This window comes from Streptomyces sp. P9-2B-2 (genome assembly GCF_030406865.1).
Lineage (GTDB): Bacteria > Actinomycetota > Actinomycetes > Streptomycetales > Streptomycetaceae > Streptomyces > Streptomyces platensis.
Window position 1 is genome coordinate 3200728 of record NZ_CP129126.1, and the last position, 20797, is coordinate 3221524.

At 73.0% G+C, this 20797-nt stretch carries 14 protein-coding genes, 1 tRNA gene and 1 pseudogene; 8 read left to right on the forward strand and 8 right to left on the reverse strand.

Features of this window, described 5'->3' with window-relative positions; translation table 11 throughout:
- From QT196_RS13980 to QT196_RS14005, 6 genes and pseudogenes are all read left to right on the forward strand, one after another.
- The gene (locus tag QT196_RS13980; protein WP_266731047.1) at window positions 1–1467 is read left to right on the forward strand and encodes a PP2C family serine/threonine-protein phosphatase; all 1467 of its coding nucleotides are present in this window, start codon (window positions 1–3) and stop codon (window positions 1465–1467) included.
- A gap of 138 nt (window positions 1468–1605) precedes the next feature.
- On the forward strand, window positions 1606–2955 hold the full coding sequence (locus QT196_RS13985) for a VWA domain-containing protein (RefSeq protein WP_168479141.1): 1350 nt from the start codon (window positions 1606–1608) through the stop codon (window positions 2953–2955).
- A 60-nt stretch (window positions 2956–3015) separates the two neighbouring features.
- Entirely contained in the window at window positions 3016–4719 is a 1704-nt protein-coding gene (locus QT196_RS13990) for an FHA domain-containing protein (RefSeq protein ID WP_266731051.1), read from the forward strand.
- Between the two features lie 116 nt (window positions 4720–4835).
- Complete coding sequence (locus QT196_RS13995; RefSeq protein WP_168479142.1) at window positions 4836–5240, forward strand: globin; 405 nt, start codon at window positions 4836–4838, stop codon at window positions 5238–5240.
- Between the two features lie 137 nt (window positions 5241–5377).
- A complete protein-coding gene (locus QT196_RS14000; protein ID WP_356948469.1) occupies window positions 5378–6631 on the forward strand; it encodes a hypothetical protein in 1254 nt (417 codons plus the stop codon).
- Between the two features lie 148 nt (window positions 6632–6779).
- A pseudogene (locus QT196_RS14005) lies at window positions 6780–6905 on the forward strand (ABC transporter ATP-binding protein); the annotation flags it as partial.
- Between the two features lie 22 nt (window positions 6906–6927).
- Here QT196_RS14005 and QT196_RS14010 read toward each other — a convergent pair.
- From QT196_RS14010 to QT196_RS14040, 7 genes are all read right to left on the reverse strand, one after another.
- Complete coding sequence (locus tag QT196_RS14010; RefSeq protein ID WP_290354995.1) at window positions 6928–7659, reverse strand: hypothetical protein; 732 nt, start codon at window positions 7657–7659, stop codon at window positions 6928–6930.
- A complete protein-coding gene (locus QT196_RS14015; protein WP_327226550.1) occupies window positions 7656–8090 on the reverse strand; it encodes a thioesterase family protein in 435 nt (144 codons plus the stop codon). The genes QT196_RS14010 and QT196_RS14015 overlap by 4 nt, the downstream gene beginning before the upstream one ends.
- Before the next feature lie 5 nt (window positions 8091–8095).
- Entirely contained in the window at window positions 8096–9760 is a 1665-nt protein-coding gene (ettA, locus tag QT196_RS14020; RefSeq protein ID WP_266731057.1) for an energy-dependent translational throttle protein EttA, read from the reverse strand.
- Window positions 9761–10294: 534 nt separating this feature from the next.
- A complete protein-coding gene (locus tag QT196_RS14025; RefSeq protein ID WP_168479144.1) occupies window positions 10295–11692 on the reverse strand; it encodes an LAETG motif-containing sortase-dependent surface protein in 1398 nt (465 codons plus the stop codon).
- A gap of 226 nt (window positions 11693–11918) precedes the next feature.
- Window positions 11919–12938 carry a single-stranded DNA-binding protein gene (locus QT196_RS39375; protein ID WP_323139123.1) on the reverse strand — a complete coding sequence of 340 codons (1020 nt, stop codon included), beginning with the start codon at window positions 12936–12938 and terminating at the stop codon, window positions 11919–11921.
- 306 nt (window positions 12939–13244) lie between these two features.
- Window positions 13245–15320, reverse strand: coding sequence for a YfjP family GTPase (locus QT196_RS14035; RefSeq protein ID WP_290356649.1), 2076 nt, complete (start codon window positions 15318–15320; stop codon window positions 13245–13247).
- A 761-nt stretch (window positions 15321–16081) separates the two neighbouring features.
- Window positions 16082–18136 (reverse strand): GTPase domain-containing protein, encoded by a 2055-nt coding sequence (locus QT196_RS14040; RefSeq protein ID WP_290354996.1) that lies wholly within the window; start codon window positions 18134–18136, stop codon window positions 16082–16084.
- 302 nt (window positions 18137–18438) lie between these two features.
- Between QT196_RS14040 and QT196_RS14045 the strand changes: the two genes are divergently transcribed.
- A tRNA-Arg gene (locus QT196_RS14045) sits at window positions 18439–18514 on the forward strand.
- 345 nt (window positions 18515–18859) lie between these two features.
- On the opposite strand, the gene QT196_RS14050 is transcribed toward QT196_RS14045, so the two are convergent.
- Window positions 18860–19402, reverse strand: a complete 543-nt coding sequence (locus QT196_RS14050; RefSeq protein ID WP_266731064.1) for a MarR family transcriptional regulator — start codon at window positions 19400–19402, stop codon at window positions 18860–18862.
- A 249-nt stretch (window positions 19403–19651) separates the two neighbouring features.
- Between QT196_RS14050 and QT196_RS14055 the strand changes: the two genes are divergently transcribed.
- A complete protein-coding gene (locus tag QT196_RS14055; protein ID WP_290354997.1) occupies window positions 19652–20731 on the forward strand; it encodes an alkene reductase in 1080 nt (359 codons plus the stop codon).
- Window positions 20732–20797 lie beyond the last annotated feature (66 nt).

The following is a 20797-nucleotide window of genomic DNA, read 5'->3' on the forward strand; positions in this document are numbered from 1 at the left end:
ATGGGTGTGACTGGGCCGTCCCGGTGTCCGGGCTGTGACGAACCGCTTGAGGCGGGGGACAATTTCTGCGGGCGGTGCGGCGCCGGACTTCCGGCGCCCGCCGCACCGCCGGCGTACGGCGCTCCGCCCGCGCCCGGCGCGGCCGCCGCACCGCCCCCGCCGCCGATGCCTCCCGGGCCGCCGCCGGCGCCCGCCCCGGCCGCGCGCACCGGTCCGGCCGGGCCGCCGCCTCCGGACCCGCAGGCCCGGCTCCCGTTCGGGGACACCGGCGTACCGCCGATGCCGGGCCACCCGCCGGTGGCCGACACTCCGCCGTCCGCCGATCCGCGGGTCGCCGGATACGAGGCGGTGGCCGACGCGGCCGCCGCCGGGACCGGACCCGCGACCGCTGCCGGGCCGGGCGCGCCCTCCGGGGTGCCCGCCGCGGAGCCCGTGGCACCGGCCGCGGACCCGGGGACGCCCGCCGCGGAACCCGGTGTGCCCGCCCCCGAGCCGGCGGCGCCCCCCGCGTCAGACGGCCCGTCCGGCGCCGCCGGGACGCCCGCCCGGGGCACCGTCGTCTGCACCGCCTGCCGGTCCGGCGCCGTGGACGCCGAGGGCTACTGCACACACTGCGGTCACGCCCGCCCGCGCGCCCGCGACCACATGGAAGACGAGGTGGGAGGCATCGCGGCGGTCAGTGACCGGGGCCACCGGCACCACCGCAACGAGGACTTCTTCGCGCTGCGGACCGCCGCGCTGCCGGACGGCACCCCCGCCGTGGTCGCCGTGGTCTGCGACGGGGTCTCCTCGGCGACCCGCCCCGACGAGGCGTCCACGGCGGCGTCCGAGGCCGCCGGGGAGGCACTGCGGGAATCCCTGCCGCGCGGTACGCACCCCGCGCAGGCCATGCACGACGCCATCCTGGCGGCCTCCTCGGCGGTCGACGCGCTGGCCAACGACCCGTCCCTGGCCCATGACGAGCACCGCCAGCAGAACGCCCCGGCCTGCACCTTCGTCGGTGCGGTGGTCGGCGGCGGCCTGCTGACCGTCGGCTGGGTCGGCGACAGCCGCGCCTACTGGATCCCCAACGACCGTACGGCGCCGCCCGCCCGGCTCACCGAGGACGACTCCTGGGCCGCCCAGATGGTCGCCAACAACCTGATGTCCGAGGCCGAGGCGAACGCCGATGAGCGGGCGCACGCCATCACCGGCTGGCTCGGCGCGGACGCGTACGAGGTCGAGCCGCACACCGCGACGTTCAAGCCGGACGGGCCCGGCATCGTGGTGGTGTGCACCGACGGGCTGTGGAACTACGCCGAGAGCGCGGAGCAGATGGCCGCGGTGCTGCCGTACGACGCCCCCGCCAGGCCGCTGAACGGTGCCCGCACCCTGGTCACCCACGCCCTCGACGGCGGCGGGCACGACAACGTCACCGTGGCGCTGGTGCCGTTCCCCGCACCGGCGGGGCAGCCGGCCCCGGCCTGACCGGCGCACCGACGGTGAGCGGGGCGGGGGTGCGCGGCGCGGCGCACCCCCGCCCGTATGCCGCCGCGCGCCCTGCGCCGTGTACGACGCACCACGTGTACCGACCGACCGGTTACGGCGTCTCAAGGAGCGGAACGGATGGCCAATTTCGCCAAGTCCCGGGTGCCGCGTTTCTCCGCCGAGGTGTACCAGAACCCCTATCTCCCCGAGGGCGGGCGGGAAGTTCACGCCATCATTACGGTCACCGCGACCGGGGGCGGCACGACCGGGGGCCGGCCGGTACCGGCGGCGGGTGGCGGCGGGCCGGACGCCGGAGTGGTGATCATGGTGGACCGTTCCGGGTCGATGGACCATCCGCCGGCGAAGCTGCGCGGCGCCCGGGAGGCGACGGCCGCCGCCCTCGACACCGTGCGCGACGGGGTCCGCTTCGCGGTGGTGGCCGGTAATCACCGGGCCGTCGAGGTCTACCCCGGCGGCGGCCGACTGGCCGTGGCCGCGGCCGCCACCCGTGCGCAGGCGAAGGAGGCGCTGCGCACCCTGACGGCGGGCGGCGGCACGGCCATCGGCAGCTGGCTGCGGCTGACCGGGCGGCTGCTGGCGTCCGCCGAGCTCGGCATCCGGCACGCCCTCCTGCTCACCGACGGCCGCAACGAGCACGAGTCGCCGCGGGAGCTGCGGGCCGCCCTGGACGCCTGCTCCGGTGCGTTCACCTGCGATGCCCGTGGTGTCGGCACGGACTGGGAGGTCAAGGAGGTCACCGCCATCGCCTCGGCGCTGCTGGGCACCGCCGATATCGTCGCCGATCCGGCCGGGCTGGCCGCCGACTTCACGCGGCTGATGGAGGCGGCGATGGGCAAGGAGATCGCCGACGTCGGGCTGCGGCTGTGGACACCGCTGGGCGCCGAGACCGTCTTCGTCCGGCAAGTGGCGCCCACCGTGCTGGATTTGACCGGCCGGTGCCGGGAGTCCGGTCCGCGGTCGGCGGACTACCCGACCGGCTCCTGGGGCGACGAGTCCCGCGACTATCACCTCTGCCTCCGGGTACCGGCCGCCGGGATCGGCCGGGAAATGCTGGCCGCCCGGGTCTCGTTGATCGCTTCCGCACCGGACGGCGACCCCGCGGGGCGCCCGCCGCAGCCCCTGTCGCAGGGCCTCGTACGGGCCGTGTGGACGGACGATATGGCCGCTGCCACGGCGATCCATCCGCAGGTGGCGCACTACACGGGACAGGCGGAACTGGCCCAAGCCATCCAACAGGGGCTCGATGCCCGCAAGTCGGGCGATACCGATGGTGCCACGGCGAAACTGGGCCGCGCGGTACAACTGGCCGGTGCCTCGGGGAACGAGGGGAGTGCGAAACTCCTTGCGAAGGTGGTGGACGTCGTCGATACGGCGACCGGTACTGTGCGACTGAAGGCGAAGGTCGCCGAGGCGGACGAGATGACTCTCGAAACGCGCTCGACGAAAACCGTTCGCATGAAGAAATAGCCACGAACAGTACCGAGCGGCACCACCGAATGAAATCGGTACGAAGGGGGAAGAACCGACATGCCGACCTGCCCGAGCGGCCACCAGTCGGTGGCCGAAGACTGGTGCGAGGTGTGCGGCCAGCGGATGGCGGGCGCTGTCCCCCCGCCGCCCTCCTTGCCTGCCGGCTTCCTGAACACACCGCCGCCCGGCCAGCCCGGTCCTCCGCCGGGTCAGCCCGGCCCGCCGCCGGTACAGCCCGGTCCGCCGCCCGGTGGTCCCGGCCCCGACTTCGGTGGCCCCGGTCCTGACTCCCAGGGCGGCCAGGGCGGCTACGGGTTCCCCCCGGCGCAGCCCGGCCCGCAGGGCGGCCATGACTCCCAGGGCGGCTATGGCTTCCCGCCGCCGCAACCCGGCCCCCAGGGTGGCCCCGGCGCTCCCGGTCCCGACTTCGGCGGCCCCGGTGCGCCCGGCCCCGGCCCGCAGGGCGGCCAGGGCGGATACGGCTTCCCGCCACCCCAGCACCAGCAGCCCCAGCCCCCGCAGCAGCAGGGCATGCCCGGCGGCCCCGGCCCCGGTGGACAGCCGGAGACCTGCCCGCAGTGCGGTACGCCGCGTGAGGCGATGGCGCCGTTCTGTGAGGGGTGCCGCTACAACTTCCTCACCAACTCCCCGATGTCCTACGCGCCGCCCGGCCAGCAGCCGGGCCCGCCGCCCGGTGGCCCCGGCCCCGACTTCGGTGGCCACGGCGGCCCCGGCACCCAGGGCGGCCAGGGCGGCTACGGGTTCCCGCCGCCCCAGCCGGGCCCCGGCCCGCAGGGCGGCCCCGGCGGTCACGGCGACTTCGGCGGCCCCGGTCCGCAGGGCGGCCCCGGCGACTTCGGTGGCCCCGGTCCGCAGGGCGGCCAGGGTGGATACGGCTTCCCGCCGCCCCAGCACCAGCAGCCCCAGCCCCCGCAGCAGCAGGGCATGCCCGGCGGTCCCGGCCCCGGCGGCTTCCCGCCCGGCCCGCCCCCCGGCATGCCCGGCCCCGGCCCGCAGGGCGGCCCCCCGCCGCAGCAGGGCGGCGACGACTGGACGCTGAACCCGCCGAGCGCCCAGGCCGCTCCCCCGCCGATGGCGCCCGCGCCGCCCGGCCCGGGCCCGCAGGCCCCGTTCGAGCAGCAGCAGCCGCCCGCGCCGTTCCCGCCGCAGCAGCCGGGGCCGTACGAGCAGCAGCCCCCGTTCGAGCAGCAGCAGCCCGGCCCGTATGAGCAGCAGCAACAGCAGCCTCCGTACGAGCAGCAGATGCAGCAGCAGCCCGGCCCCGACCAGCAGTGGAACGGCGGTCCCGGCCAGGGTCCCGCGGCACCGCCGCAGGGTCCGGCGCCGGTCGTCGGCGCCGGCTGGGTAGTGGCGGTCGCACCGGACCGTGAGTACTTCATGGCGATGATGGGCCGCAGCGGCCCGGAGGCGGCGGGACTCAACCTGCCCTCGTACTCCCCCGAGCAGGTGCTGCCGCTCGCCAGCGGCCAGATCGCGGTCGGCCGCCGCCGCAACAGCACCGGCGAGTCCCCGGACATCGATCTGGGCAGCGCGCCGGAGGATCCGGGCGTCTCGCACCAGCACGCGCTGCTGGTGCAGCAGCAGGACGGCAGCTGGGCAGTGGTGGACCAGAACTCCACCAACGGCACGACGATCAACCTCGCCGAGGACCCGATCCAGCCCTATGTGCCGGTGCCGCTCCATGAGGGCGACCGGGTGCATGTCGGTGCCTGGACGACGCTGACCGTCCGCCGCGGCTGAGCCACCACCGGTCGTGAGCGACCCCGGGGCGTGATCAACCGATCACGCCCCGGCGGCATTTCCGGCCGTGGCCTACGACCGGAGTCCTCCGCCGGGGCGTCTGCCACCATGGACGGGTGAACAAGATTCCACGCGGCACGCTCGAGGAGCAGACCTTCTACGAACAGGTCGGAGGCGAGGAGACCTTCCGGCGCCTGGTGCACCGCTTCTACCAGGGAGTCGCCGAGGACCCGCTGCTGCGGCCGATGTACCCGGAGGAGGACCTGGGTCCGGCCGAGGAGCGCCTCGCGCTCTTCCTCATGCAGTACTGGGGCGGCCCCCGTACGTACAGCGACGGCCGCGGGCACCCCCGGCTGCGGATGCGGCACGCCCCGTTCACCGTCGACCGGGCCGCCCATGACGCCTGGCTGCGGCACATGCGGGACGCGGTGGATTCCCTCGGCCTGTCCGAGAAGCACGAGACCCAGCTGTGGGACTACCTCACCTACGCCGCCGCCTCGATGATCAACGCCGCGGACTGAGAAGCACCTCACACCGCCCCGCGCCGGGCCTTCACCGTCATGATCCGGCCAGGGTTTTCCACAGCCCCCTCCGCCCGCGCCGCGCGTCTGCCACCATTCGTTCATCTGTGTGGTGCTGAGCGCGGTAAGGGGGGTCCGTGTCCGGCTTTGTCCTTCTGCGGGTGCGGGCGCACCGTCTGCTGCTGGCCGCGGCCCTGCTCTCGGTGCTGCTCACCACGACCGTGCTGACGACGCTCGCCGCCTTCTCCGGCGCGATCGGGGACGCGGGGCTGCGACAGGCGCTGCGGACCCGCGCCGCGTCGGCCGCCGCGTTACAGGTGAAGGCCCAACTGCCCACCAGCGCAAGGGGACCGGCGGACCGTGCGGTCGCCCGGGGTGCCCGGCGGGCCTTCGACGGGCTGCCGTTCACGGTGCGCACCCTGGTCCGCTCCGGGCCGTACGCCCTCCCCCGCGCGCTGCGGTCGCCGGGCGCGCGCACGGGTGAGCCGGATCTCACCCACCTCGCGGCCCTGGACCGCTCCCGTCTGACCCTCACCGCCGGCCACTGGCCCGGCCCGGCCGCGCACGGCCGGGTGCCCGTCGCGCTGCCGGAGGCCGCGGCGGCCCGGCTGGGGGTCGCGCCCGGCCGGCCGTTCACCCTCGACAACCGGCTGTCCGGCCCGTCCCGGCTGGCCGTCGAGGTCACCGGCGTCTACCGGCCCAAGGACCGCACCGACCCGTACTGGACGCTCGACGACCTCGGCGGGCGCGGGGTGCGCACCGCCGGGTTCACCACGTACGGGCCGCTGCTCACCGATCCGGCGGCGTTCCGCGGCGGGTCCCCGGCCCCGGACACGGTGGGCTGGCTCGCCACCGCCGACTTCCGCTCGCTGACCGCGGACCGGCTGGCCCCGCTGGCCGCCGCGGCGGGTCCGGCGCCCAAGGCGCTGATGGCGGATCCGGCGTTCGCGGGCCGGGCCACCGTCACCACCGATCTGCCCGACGCACTGGGGAAGTTACGGCGGGCGCTGCTGGTGAACCGTTCGACGATCCTGATCGTCGCGCTGCAACTGATCCTGCTCGCGGGCTACGCACTGCTGCTGGTCTCCCGGATGCTGCGCACCGAGCGGGCGGGCGAGACGGCGCTGCTGCGGGCCCGTGGCGGCTCCCGGCGGCGGATCGCGGGACTGGCCCTGGCCGAGTCGCTGCTGCTGGCCGCCCCGGCCGCGGTCCGTCCCGGCCCCTCACCGCGCCCGCCGCCCTTGCCTGGAAGACGCGGATCACCGACGAGAGCACCTCGGCGGGCGAGCCGTCCGGACCCCGGGCGGACGGGGCAGAGGTCCCCGGCGGCGGGCTGCTGTCCCAGACGTACGACACCGGCGCCAGGCTGGACGACTGGGGAGCCGCGGTGACGACGGTGCGGATCACCGCCGCGCACGCCGCCCGCCCGCCGCTCGCCGCCGTCGCCACCGAGAAGTTCCTGCGCGACAGCGGATCGCGGACCGGCTCCCTCGTCGAGGTGCCGGTCAACGGCCGGCCGCTGAAGGTACGGATCGTCCGGGCATGGCCCACCGCGTCCTGCTGGAACTGGAAAGCGACCACATCGGGGTCTGGCCGGACCACACGGCGGACGGGGCGGCCCGGGGGCGGGACGAGGTCGGGGACGGGGGTGGGGGTGGGGGTTAGGGCATCAGGGCGCGGGGCGTCGTCAGAGCGGCGTGACCGTGAGGCCCGACAGCCCGGTCAGCCCCGTCGGGCCGCCGGTGCGTACGGCGATCGACCCGTACGGGGTGCTCAGCCGCAGCCAGCCGCCCGTGGACAGCAGGCTCAGCGGCCGGTGTTCGGGCTGCGGGGATCCGGCGCCCGGAGCGGTGCCGCGGCCGGCCAGCGCCCCGGCCCGTACCGGCCGCAGAAAGCCCAGCGACTGCGCGGCATGGGCGGCGCGCAGCGGGAGATGGGTGTCGCCGAGGGTGCGCGACCAGATCTCCCGGCCGATGCGGTCCCGTTCGGTGCGGGTGCGGTGCTGCGGCGGCAACGCCTCGTCACGGGCGCGGAATTCGGCGACCGCGGCGGCCACCGCACGCACCAGCGCCTCGGGCGCGGGCAGCCCCGGCACCCGCTGCCAGCCGCCGCGCGGCGGCAGCAGCCCGGTCCACGGCGGACCGGTGACGGCGGCGGGCACGGTCAGCACACCCGTCGATTCGGCCACGCCGTCGAGGAGTTCACCGGCCGAGACCGTACGGTCCAGGTCGGTGTCGTCGGCGAGCCGGGCCGTACGGATCGCCAGCACCTCGAAGGACGGCGGACGGCCGAAGACGGCGAGCACCCCGCCGCCGGCCTGGAGCCGTACCGCGGCAGCGCGGTCGTAGTGGATCAGGCGGGCGAGGAAGGCGGCGAGATCCGCCGCCTCCCCCGCGTCAGCCAGGTGCAGCGCCGTCATACCGCGGCGGATCCCCCCTGATGCGCGGCGTCGTCCAGATACTCCTTCAGGATCGCCTTCTCCTCCGCGCTGAGGCGGCGGGGACGCTCCTCGGTGAAGTCGTACGGCACGACGACGGTCGAGGCCCGCAGGTAGAGGGTGTCCTCGTCCTTGACCTCGTAGCCGACTGTCATCGACGCGGCGCTGATCTTCTTCACCCACAACTCGACGGTCACCGGCGCGTGCCGGTGGACCAGCGGCCGCACATAGTCGATCTCGTGCCGGGCGACGACCGAGCCGCCCGTGAACGACGGGCTGCCGTCCCCCGGCGCCAGCCGGCGCATGAAGTCGATCCGCGCCTCTTCGAGGTAGCGGACGAATACCGCGTTGTTGACATGGCCGAACGCGTCCATGTCCGACCAGCGCAGGGGGCAGGAGTAGAGGTGTCGCACGCCGGTCAGCCCCGGGTGAGCTTCTTGTACGTGGCGCGGTGCGGACGGGCCGCGTCCGCACCGAGGCGCTCGACCTTGTTCTTCTCGTACGACTCGAAGTTGCCCTCGAACCAGAACCACTTGGACTCGCCCTCGTACGCCAGGATGTGCGTGGCGACTCGGTCGAGGAACCAGCGGTCGTGGGAGACGACCACGGCGCAGCCCGGGAACTCCAGGAGCGCGTTCTCCAGCGACGACAGGGTCTCGACGTCGAGGTCGTTGGTCGGCTCGTCGAGGAGCAGCAGGTTGCCGCCCTGCTTGAGGGTCAGCGCCAGGTTGAGGCGGTTGCGCTCACCACCGGAGAGCACCCCGGCCGGCTTCTGCTGGTCCGGGCCCTTGAAGCCGAACGCGGAGACGTAGGCGCGCGAGGGCATCTCGACCTGGCCGACGTTGATGTAGTCCAGCTCGTCGGAGACCACGGCCCACAGGGTCTTCTTGGGGTCGATGTTCTCGCGGCTCTGGTCGACGTAGGAGATCTTGACGGTCTCGCCGACCTTGATGTCGCCGGAGTCCGGGGTCTCCAGGCCCTGGAGCATCTTGAACAGCGTGGTCTTGCCGGCGCCGTTCGGGCCGATGACGCCGACGATGCCGTTACGCGGCAGGGTGAAGCTCAGGTCGTCGATGAGGACCTTCTCGCCGAAGGCCTTGTTGAGCTTGTCGACCTCGACGACGACATTGCCCAGACGCGGGCCCGGCGGGATCTGGATCTCCTCGAAGTCCAGCTTCCGCATCTTGTCCGCCTCGGCGGCCATTTCCTCGTAACGCGCCAGACGCGACTTGGACTTGGCCTGCCGCCCCTTGGCGTTGGAGCGGACCCACTCCAGCTCTTCCTTCAGACGCTTCGCGCGCTTGGCGTCCTTCTGGCCCTCGACCTTGAGACGGGTCTGCTTGGTCTCCAGGTACTTGGAGTAGTTGCCCTCGTAGCCGTGCAGGCGGCCGCGGTCGACCTCACAGATCCACTGGGCGACGTGGTCGAGGAAGTACCGGTCGTGGGTGACGGCGACGACGGTGCCGGGGTACTTCGCGAGGTGCTGCTCCAGCCACTGCACGGACTCGGCGTCCAGGTGGTTGGTGGGCTCGTCGAGGAGCAGCAGGTCGGGGGCCTCCAGCAGCAGCTTGCACAGCGCGACGCGGCGGCGCTCACCACCGGAGAGGTTGGTGACCGGCCAGTCGCCGGGCGGGCAGCCCAGGGCGTCCATGGCCTGCTCCAGCTGGGTGTCCAGGTCCCACGCGTTGGCGTGGTCAAGGTCCTCCTGGAGCTTGCCCATCTCCTCCATCAGCGCGTCGGAGTAGTCGGTCGCCATCAGCTCGGCGACCTCGTTGAAGCGGTGGAGCTTGCCCATGATCTCGGCGGCGCCGTCCTGGACGTTCTGGAGCACCGTCTTGGACTCGTCCAGCGGCGGCTCCTGGAGGAGCATGCCTACGGTGAAGCCCGGGGTGATGAACGCGTCACCGTTCGACGGCTGCTCAAGACCGGCCATGATCTTCAGCACCGTGGACTTACCGGCGCCGTTGGGACCCACGACACCGATCTTCGCGCCAGGCAGGAAGCTCAGCGAGACGTCATCGAGGATGACCTTGTCGCCGTGCGCCTTGCGCGCCTTGCGCATCGTGTAGATGTACTCAGCCAAGAGAAACCGTCCGGCAGATTGGATCGATCAGGGTCTGTGCGGCACCGCCCCCGGGCCATCGTGCGCGGCAACCGTGGGAGGGCAGATACACCCCATCTTGCCGTACGCCTGCGCTCAGGCGGAAACGAGTAGGTCAGCACACCCCTGCTCAGCCCCCGACCTGCCACACCCCTGTGTCCACTTCATCGCCGTCTGTCAGCGTTGATGACCTGGGGGCGGGCTCCGGGGCCGGGGCGGGCTCCGGCTGTGCGGGCTGCATGCCGGACACGCCCCGCCCGCTGTATGTGAGCCCGGCTGATCGGCCGGCCGCGATGTGTCGCGCCCGGACCACCCCTTCATACGTCGGACCGGCCGTGCCCGCCGTACGTCGGCTGCTGGGCAGCGGGGGCCGGAGGCGGGGTGGGTGCCGACGCCTGCGCGAACGCCGACGGCCCCGGAGCGCTGCTGCGCTCCGGGGCCGTCGGCGGCTCACCCTCGGGTCACCGAGTGGTCACCGGGTATGACCGGACGCCGGGGGTCACCGGCCGCCGGGTGTTACTGGGCGGGGGTGCCGGCCTTCTTCTTACGGAGGAAGAACACCGCCGCGCCGCCGACCACGACGAGGACGACCGCGATGCCCGCGATCATCGGGGTGGCGTTGCTGGAACCGGTCTCGGCGAGGTCGCCGCCCTTGTCCCCGCCGGTGCTGCCACCGACCGAGGCCGGGCTGGGCTGGCTGGAGGGCTTGCCGCCGCCGCTGCCGGCGGTCTTGCAGTCCAGGACCCCGGAGAACGACTTCTTGAAGCCGCCCTCGCCCTTGATCGTGATGTCGTACGGCTGGTCCTCGGCCACCGGCACGGTCACGGTCTGCGACTTGCCCGGCGCGATCTCGTAGTCCTTGCCGGAGAGCTGGAAGCGGAACGCCTCATCGCCCTTGTTGCTCGCCGTGACGTCCACGCCGCCCTTGGCGCAGTTCTTCTCCGCGGTGATCGCGGGGATGGCGCCCTGCTTCTTCCACGAGAACGAGGCGGCCGCGGAGACCGTGGACTCGCTGGAGCCGGCCAGGATCTGGGTCTGGCTCTTGGCGTGCTCACCGATGCCGGTGAAGGCACGGCCGACCGGGACCTTGGTGGCGGCCTGCGCGGTCAGCGAGCTGCTGCCGTCCGCGGCGCCCGCGGGCACGTCGAAGAACAGCTGGGTGCCGTCGGTCGCGCTGGTGACCGGCTTGCCGTCCTTGCCGACGACCTTGGCACCGGCAGGCACACCGGCGGCCGGGGAGATCGTGACGCTGTCGGCGTTGGTGTGCACGGTGACCGGGCCGAGCTTGCTGCCGGACTTGCCGGAGACGGCCGGCGGGTCGAGCGTCAGCGAGGCCTTGGGCTCGGCGACGTTCTGCGCACTCTTCTCGAGGTAGTCGGCGAGCTTCTCAGCCGCCGGGTCGACCGCGTCCACCTTGGCGTGGTCGGAGAAGCGCCAGATCGCGACCTGGGTGCCGGCCGCGGCGGTCTTCTCGGTGAGGTTCCCGGCGCCGGCCTTGGTGGCGAGCGCGGCCAGGTCGTTCACCTGCGGGTAGGAGTTCTGCAGAATCCAGCGGATCTTGCCCGCGTCCCCGTTGTTGTGCAGCGACGAGGCGCTCCAGGGCACTTCCTGGTACTTCGCCTGCTGCTGCGTCGGGTTGTGGATGTCGATGCAGTACGTCTGGAGCGTGCCGCCGTTGTCGACTGCCATCTCGAAGAGGCCGGCGCCGACGCGCTGGTCCCCTCCGTCGTTGTGCACGACCGCCTGGTCGAAGGTCTTCAGACCGCCGAGCGTGGCGGTGGCACCCCCATGGGCGGGGGTCGTCTCGTCCGCCGCGGCAGGCCCCGCGGTGGCTATCGCACCCGCCGCGACCAGGCCGGAGGCCATGACCGCAGCGGCAAGGCGGGCTGCGCCCCGCCTCTTTATCGAAAGCATGAAATTCCCCTCTGGGCGAGGCGGTCGAGTGGGAGAGGTTGCCTCGCCGGAAAGATCCCAAAGAACTCAACAGCCGAACACGTCAGCCCCCGTGAGTACTTGTCGGATCTTATGGAGCAGGTGCATCAGGGTCCCCAGTAATGGCATCCCATAAGCGATCCGAATCGCAATCGTTACCGACCACGAGCACCCTGACCTGACATTGTCGACAAATCACCAGAACTTTTCAGGGCACAGTCACCTTCCCCGGCGAATGAGGCACGGACGAAGACGATACGGCGGAGCCCCCCGAACCCCCGGCGCCAGCTGCAATCCCGCTGGTCGCAGGCGTTTTGGCGGCCGTGGAGCCCTCGGCGGCCCGCTGCTCCTTGAGAACTCGCCGCTCTCTGGCGCCTGTCCGGAGCCTGGAGGCCGGCCGTGCTTCACCGACTGTCCGCGCCTTGGCATCCGTTGGCGGGTCGGCGTCGGTTGGAGAGTTGGTTGGAGTGCTGGTTGCCGCTGGAGAGTCGGCTGCAGTCGGTGCCTTAGGGGTCGTCCGCGTACCGGATTCGGGCAATGGGCCTTCCCATAAGTCTTGTTGCGCCGGTGGAGTGCGGTGCGGCGGTCGCGATCGTTGCGGGGAGGGTGAAGAGGGGGACGGAGACGCGGTTGCAGACGGGGGCGATTGAGATGGATGCGGTGGTGGTGGCGAGAGCGAGTCCGATGCCGGGGAGGTATGCGGAGCCGGGGGCGATTGCGGTGACGGGGCCAACTGCCCTGGCTGGGAGGGTTCCGGTGCTGTGGAAGGTCCTGTCGGCGGAGAGGGAGCGGGCGCCGGAGAGGGCCCCTGCGCTGTGGAGGGTTGCTGAGTCGGGGCGGAAGGGCCATCCGCCCCCGTGCGTACCGCCCGGAGGACCCTTCGGAAGGCGGCGGTGCCCCGCGTGAGATCGTGGCCGATCGCCACGGCGTCGACCTCCGCCGAGAACCAGCGCTGCCCGCCCTTCTCGGGCGGCTGCTCCCCCTCCCGCAGCCGTAACCGTCCCTGGACGATGAGTGGTTCACCCACCGCCACCGACGCCGCCACATTGTCGGCGAGCCCACGCCACGACCGGACCGTGTAGAAGCTCGTCTCGCCGTCGGTCCAGCGCTCCTGTGCCTTGTCCCACCGGCGGGACGTCGCCGCCAGCCGGAACCTCGCCACCGTCACACCCGCCACCGTCTGCCGGTGCTCCACCGCCGTCGCGGCATTCCCCACCAACGTCACCATCGTGTCGTTCACCTGCTACGCCTCCCCCGTGTCCGGCGGTCGCTCTCGCCGCGTACCGCTCGCGTTGCGTTGACCTCATGCTGCACGGATCCGGCAAGCGCCGCGGCGGCGTGTGGACGGCAGGCCGACTGTGGACAACTCGGCCACCCGGAAGGGGGAGAGAAGGGGACGACGGCGGGGGTGTTCACAGCCCGGGGTCACTGTCTTCTACCGCCCCGCCCCCCGGCCGTCCCCATCCCCCCATCAGCCGCCAACTCCCGCCCCCCGACCATTGCGCCGCTCCCTGCTGCTCCGCTCCCTCCCCCGTCACACGCCCGAGGCCACCGCGTACTGCTCCCGCACCTCGCGATAGCGCAGCAGCTCGGCGGCGACCGGCTCCAGCACCCGTGCCCGCCCGCACGCCGCCGCCGTACTCCGCAGCCGCCGCTCGGCGTCCTGCCCGTAACGGCGGGCCGGTCCGCGCGCCACCACCCGGCACATCCATGCCAGCGCCGGCCCGCCCACCGACCCGAGAACCGCGGGCAGCAGCCCGGAGATCCAGGCCGTCGCATCGCCCACGCCCGTGATCGCGCCCAGCAGCCACAGCACACCGACGACTTGGAGGACGGTCAACATGCCCTGCAACGAGGCGGCAACCGTCCACCAACGCGGCTTCACGGCCGGTCCGCCCCGTAGGGCCTCTTCGGCATCCGCCGCCACCTTGTCCAGCGCCTCCGGCAGCCCGTAGGCACCGCGGTCCGCCGCCTCCCGCACCGCGTGGGCCCAGGGCGCCGGCAATCCGTGCGCCGCCTCGGCGGCCACCGTGCGGACGGCGTGCTCCACCACCGGGCGGGCCGCCGCCCGGCCGTCCACCGCCGACGCAGCCACCTCACCGGCCCCGGCCTCGCCGGCCCCCGGATGCCCGGCCGCCCACGGCCGCTCCACCAGGCCCTGCCGCGTGCCGCTCCGCCCGGAAGCCGTCAGCCCCTCGGGCCCCTCACCGTTCCGTCCAAGACGGGCCCGCCCCGTTCCCGTCCACCCCGTGCCGGTCCCTGTGGCTTCCCCGTGCCCCGCGCAGACCTGCCCCATGGCGGCCCGCCCGTCCCGGCTCCACCTCGCTCCCGCCCGCCCCCTACGGCCCCGCGCCGCACCGATCCACCCCTCATCGGTCCGCCCGGCTCCCGTCTGCCCGGCACCTGCGCGCTCTCCTCCCCGGCCAACCCCCGCCCCCGTAGTTCCCGCTCCAGTCGCCCCCGCTCCCGTCATCCATCCATCGTTCGCCCCCGCCCCGAAGGCACCAGGCCCCCGCCGACTCCCGCGCCACCGCCACCGCCGCATCCGCGACCAGGGAGACCCGCAGGCGCGCTCCGCGTACCGCAGCCAATCGCGCTCCGCCGCCCGCCCGGTGGCCACCGCCCCCACCGCCTCCGCCAAACGGTCGTCGAACTCCGCGCGGGCCCGTTCGGTCAGCCCGACCCCGTTCTGTGCCACGTACGCCGAACGCAACCGCTCGGTCGCCGCGTCCACATCCGCCGCCAGCCGCCGGTCCGCCGCACCCCGTTCCGCGACGAACTGGCCGAGCGCCTCCCGTAGTTCCCCCACGCCACGGCCGGTCGCCGCGGACAGCGCGAGCACCGCCGCGCCGGGCTCCCCGTGCTCGCCGAGCGCCAGCCCGTCCTCGTCCAGCAGCCGGCGCAGATCGTCCACCACCTGGTCGGCGGCGTCCCCGGGCAACCGGTCCACCTGGTTGAGGACCACGAACATGACCTCGGCGTAGCCCGCCAACGGCCGCAGATAGCGCTCGTGCAGCACCGCGTCCGCGTACTTCTCCGGGTCCACCACCCAGATCACCGCGTCCACCAGCTCCAGCATCCGGTCCACCTGGGCGCGGTGCTCGGTGGCCGAGGAGTCGTGGTCGGGCAGATCGATCAGGATGAGTCCGCGCAGCTCTGTGCTGCCGTCGGCCGGGACGTGCCGGCGGTGGGCGGGCACGCCGAGCCGGTGCAGCAGCCCGTCCGCGCCCGGCCGGCTGCCCGGCCAGACGCAGGCCACCGGCTCCGCGGTCGTCGGGCGCCGCGGCCCGACCTGTGAACGATTCGCCCCGGCCAGCGCATTGAACAGCGACGACTTACCACTGCCGGTCGCCCCCGCGATGGCCACAACGGTGTGCTCACCGGACAGCCGGTACCGCTCGTCCGCCGTCTCGAGCACCCGGCCCGCCCCCTCCAGCGTCCGCCCGTCCAGCCGGGTCCGGGACAGCGCGATCAACTCCCGCAACGCATCCAGCCGCCCACGCAGCCCGCCCCCCGCGGCCCGCCGCCCCCCATCCGCGACCCACCGGTACGCGCCCCAAACGCCGCTCTCCATCTCGGCCGGCAAACGCGGCTGAACCATCGCCTCCATACGCGGATCGGCACGGAACGCGCCACGCGCGCCCTCGCCACGCGCCCTCTCCATACGGGATCCCCTGCCATGAGCTGCCGCCGTACGGGCCTCCGCGATACGGGCTTCCGCAGTACGGGTAGCACCGGCACCGGCCCCCTCGGCGGAGGACGCACCGCCCGCCCGCACACCTGACTCGGCACCGGCCCCGACCGAGGCACCGGCCGCCGCACCCACACCCGCCGCCACACCTGCCCCTGCAGACGGCTCCCCTCGCGTCCCTGGCCTGGGCACACCCGCACCCCGCGCCCGCCGCGCAATCAACCCGTCATCCCACGCCCCACCCACCATTGCCTCTTGCGCAGCCATCCCCGAAGCCACTCCGGACTCCTGCTCCGCCTCCACCACCACGGCCCCCTGAGCCCCCCGCGGCTCCACAGCCCCCACCAACTCCCCAGAAGACACCGGAATCTCAGAAGCCTCAGGAACCTCAGCCCCTGCACCCACCACTGCCTCCCCCTCCACGGGAGACACCCCCGTCACCACCGCCCCCATCGCCCGCGACTCCCCCGGCCTCCGCTCTCCCCCAGCCGCCACCCCACCCGCCACCAGCGACTCACCCACCACCGGCGCACTACCGGCCACCGACCCCACCCCAGTCCTCAACACCACGCCCTCACCCGGCATCACGCCCTCCCCCACCGCACCGCCAGGCTTCCCCTCCGCCATCCCCCGCCCGTTGTTCCCCGCGCCCTCCCCGGAACCAGCCAGCTCGGAATCGCTCACCCCGACACCTCCTCTTTCTGCATCGCCCTCGCCCGCTCGTCCGTCTGCCGCTGCTCCTGCCGCGGTTCGTTCTCCGTCTCCCGCTGCTTCTCCCTCTGCAATACGGACAGCGCCGCAATCAGCTCCGGCTGTTGGTCCAGTGGCACGGTCAGCTGGTCCAGGGGAGCCAGCCGCCGCTCGCGCTCACCGTCCAGCGCGCGCTCCAGATACGTGGCCAGGAGCCGGCCGCCCCGCTCACAGAGCCGCAGCGCGGTCTGCGCCCCCAAGAGGTCGGCGAGGTTCTCGCCCGCCGTACGGGCGCGACGGCCGCCGAGCAGGGCGGTGGCCAGCAGCGCCGCCGACTCCTCCGGCTCCACCGACCCCGCACGCTCCCCGGCCTGTCCGGCGCGCGCCTCGCGGGTCTCCTCCTCGGCCAGCTCCTCCAGGCAGCGCCGCCAGCGCCGGACGATCACCCCGAGCCGGCCGCCCGCACCCGAGGCGCCCGCGGCGGCCGTCAGCGAGACCTCGGCCGCCGCGGGATCCCGCCGCCAGGCCTCCGCGGCCCGCTCGTCGGCCTCGTCCACGGCGCAGGTCAGCAACGAGGTGAGCCCGTCGGTCAGGGCGTCGAGCAGCTCGTCCGACCGGCCGTCGAGCCCATGGTCACGCCAGTGGGCGCGCGCGTCCCCGGACAGCACCTCACCGGCCGCGACCTCCCGACGTACTCGCTCCGCGGCCCGCTCGTACGCCTCCTCGACCCGGCCGGCCAACCGCAGCGCCGCGGCGTGCTGCGCGGCGGCGGCCCCGGCCAGTGCGGGCATCCGGCTGCGCAGCGAGGCGATCACCCCGGCGGCCGTACGCTCCGCCGCGGCGGCGCGGGCGACGGGATCCTGGGCGTGCCGCTCCAGCCAGCCCCGCAGCGCCGCGACGGCCGTGGCGGGCAGCAGCCCGCTCCCTCCGCCGGCCGATTCGGGCAGCTCGGGAATGGTGAACCGCGGGACGTGGCCGAGCCCGGCCCGCTGGAGAAGCTCGGCGTACCGCCCGGAGATGTCGGTGGCGATCTGATGCGGCACCCGGTCCAGGACGGTCACCAGCGTGACGTCGTACTCCTTGGCCGTACGCAGCAGATGCCAGGGCACCGCGTCCGCGTACCGGGCGGCCGTGGTGACCAGCACCCACACATCCGCCGCGCAGATCAGCTCGGCGGCCAGTTCCCGGTTCCGCGCGACCAGCGAATCGATGTCCGGCGCGTCCAGCAGCGCCAGCCCACTGGGCAGCGCCGGATCCGTCTCGATCCGCACCGTCAGCATCCCCGCCTCGGCCCCGCCCCCGTCCCTCCCGAGCCCTACGCCGCTCCCGCCACCCCCGCCGCCGTACGCCCCATAGCCCTCACCAGCCGCGGCCTCACCCACCGCGGCCCCATATCCATGCCCCTCCGCGGCCCCCGCCGCCTCCTCCTCCACAAACAGCTCGGACGCCTTACGCTCCGCTCCCACCCCACAAACGCCCACCGCCCCATGCGCGCCACCATGGCCCTCCGGGCCCGCACCCGGCCCATGCCCCGCATGTGCCTCCCGGTGTCCCCCGTGAGGCGTATGACCCGCACAGGACCCATGCGCCATACGGGCGCCGGGCCCGCCGCCCGTCCCACGCCCACCACCCGCCGCATACGCGCCCTCGCCGCCGTCATCCTGCTCGGGCACCCACACCCGGGCGAGCTGCGGCAGGACGCGTGGTCCGGCGAACCAGTGGAGGTCGTCTGGATGGCAGACCAGCACCGGCGTACGCGTCGTCGGGCGCAGCACCCCGGCCTCCGAGACCCGCCGCCCGACCAGCGAATTGACCAGCGTGGACTTGCCCGCACCGGTCGATCCGCCGATCACCGCGAGCAGCGGGGCCTGAGGAGAGCGCAGACGGGGAATCACATAGTCATCGAGCTGGGCGAGCAGCTCGGCCCGGTTGCGCCGGGCGCGGGCAGCGCCCCGGAGTGGCAGTGGAAAGCGTGCGGCGTCGACGCGGTCGCGCAGAACGGACAGTGCGTCGATCAGCCGGGGTCGTACGTCCAAGGTCGCCACATGTGCAGAATGCCCAATTTCGTTGGGTTTTTGAAGCGTATAACCCCTTGTGCGCGCCGCAAGAACCCCTACAGAACGGGATAAGTGGCGCGCGAGACGTCCGCGACAAGTGAGGCGCAGGCATAACGAGTGCACAACACCCGCCGCACGAGGCGCCAAAAGCGGTGCAGGATTCGTACCTGCCTGCGATTATCGGGACCGCTTCACCGAACCTCCACAACGTGCCACGGAGGTGAAGCAACCGGGACGAGGCACCCGGACCTCTATCCTTGTCCGCGGTCCGTGATCCACGTCCACACCCGGCCCCCGTAGCTCAGTGGATAGAGCAGGTGCCTTCTAAGCACTTGGCCGCAGGTTCGAGTCCTGCCGGGGGCGCCACGACAGACCCTCCCATCGGGAGGGTCTTTTTGCTGGTCAGGACAGGTGTGGCCGCACACACAAAAGAGCCGGACCGACCCCGGCGATCGCGAAGGTGAGGGTCCGGTGCTGTCCGGCTGCCACCGGGGTTCTGCGGGTGGCTGCGGTGAATGCGCGGAGAAGTTTCCCGGGCGCCGGCAGGGGCGACTAAGAGGGCGCCCCGTGAGCCGTACCTCTGAACAGGTGCGAGCTTGTAGGCCACTTGGTCCGGCCGTGCGGCTACGACCCCGCCCCCTGGCAGCGCCCGTTGCCCTAAAGCTCGTACGGCTGCCCCTCCGAGGGATCCCTTCCTCCACCGCCGAAGCGCTACCCCTCCCCGCCCTCACCCGCCGCGTCAGCGCCCTCAGCCGCTGCCCGGACCAGGTTCTGCTCCAGGCGTTCCAGCGTGTGCAGGGCCTCCGTCCGCTGCTCGTCGGTCAGGCCCGACGTCGAGAGTGCCTCCAGGTGAGTCCAGACCCGTTCGACCTGGTGGCGTAGGGCGTGGCTGGCTGCTGTGGGTTCGATGAGGGAGGCGCGTTTGTCGGTGGGTGAGGGGCGGCGGCGGACGAAGCCGGCCTGTTCCAGGCGGCGGACGGTGCGGGTCATGGTGGCGGCGTCGGAGTCCATCAGGCGCACCAGGTCGGTCTGCCGCTGGGGGCCGAGTTCCCACAGGTGCATCATGACGAGCTCCTGACCGGGGTGCAGGCCGATCCGGCGCAGGAGCTGTCCGGCGAACATGCGGTGCAGACGGGCCAGGCGGAAGATCGCGTGACTGACCGGTCCGCCACTGGCCGCGGCCGGTACCGGGACGGTGGCTTCCTCCCCGATGCCCGCGGGGCCCTTCCCGGCTTCCGGCATGGACTGCGTCATCTGAATCTCACTTTCCTGTTTGGGCAGCGTAACCCTACCTCCCTAGCCCTAGGCCATCAGGCCTACGTCGCCACCAGGGCACATACGCGCAGGTAGCAACGTGTTGCGTGCTTCACATGAGAAAGCGGGAAGGGAATCGGGGTCATTACTTGTTCGGACAGGTGATTTACTTGTTCAGACAGGCATTCGCGTCGGCGGGCTCCCCGAGCGCCCGTGGCGCGGCACATCACGACTCCCGAGGAAGAGACCATGACCACTGCTTTCGATCCGATCGTCCTGGGCGACAAGCACCTGGCGAACCGCCTGGTGATGGCGCCGATGACCCGCAGCCGCGCCTACGGGCCGGGCGCCGAGCCGACCGAGCTGATGGCGACGTACTACGCGCAGCGGGCCGGCGCCGGGCTGATCGTCACCGAGGGCATCCAGCCCTCACTGCTCGGCCAGGGATACCCCGACACCCCGGGTCTGCACACGGCCGGGCAGGTGCGGGCGTGGCGGACGGTGACCGACGCCGTACACCGTGAGGGCAGTGCGATCTACGCGCAGCTGATGCACACCGGCCGGATCGGCCACCCCAGCCTGCTGCCCGACGGGCTGGTCCCGGTGGGGCCGTCGGCGGTGACCGCCAAGGGCCAGGTCTTCACCCATGAGGGGCCCAAGGAGTTCGTCACGCCGAAGGAGATGACCGAGGCGGAGATCCGGCAGACGATCGACGAGTTCGCCGTCGCGGCCCGTAACGCGGTCGCGGCCGGGTTCGACGGTGTGGAGCTGCACGGTGCCAACGGCTACCTGATCCACCAGTTCCTCGCTCCCAACACCAACCTCCGCACCGACGGCTGGGGCGGCGACACCGAGGGCCGGATCCGGTTCGCCGTCGAGGTCGTGACCGCCGTGGCCGAGGCCATCGGGAGTGACCGGGTCGGCCTGCGGATCTCGCCCGGGAACCAGTTCAACGACATCTCCGAGGACGACCCGGACGAGGTCTATCTCGCGCTGCTGGACCGGCTCGCCGGCCTGGACCTGGCCTACCTGCACCTGATGGAGGGGCCGAACCGCGAGCTGACCCCGCGGCTGCGCAAGGTCTGGCCCGGCACGTTCGTCCTCAACCCGTTCACGTACCCCAACGTCACCGGTCCCGACGCGCTGGGGCTGATCGAGGACGGCAGCGCGGACATGGTGGCCTACGGCTCGCTGTTCCTGGCCAACCCCGACCTGCCGCGGCGTCTGGCCTCCGGCGGTCCGTTCAACGCCGCCGACAAGGCCACCTTCTACGGGGGCGATCACCGCGGCTACACCGACTACCCCACCCTTCCCGCTCTCCCCGCCTGAGCGGCGATCCCGCCGAGGCAGCCGCTCGATGTGCGACGCCGAGCGCGGTTCCCCACTCCACCACCC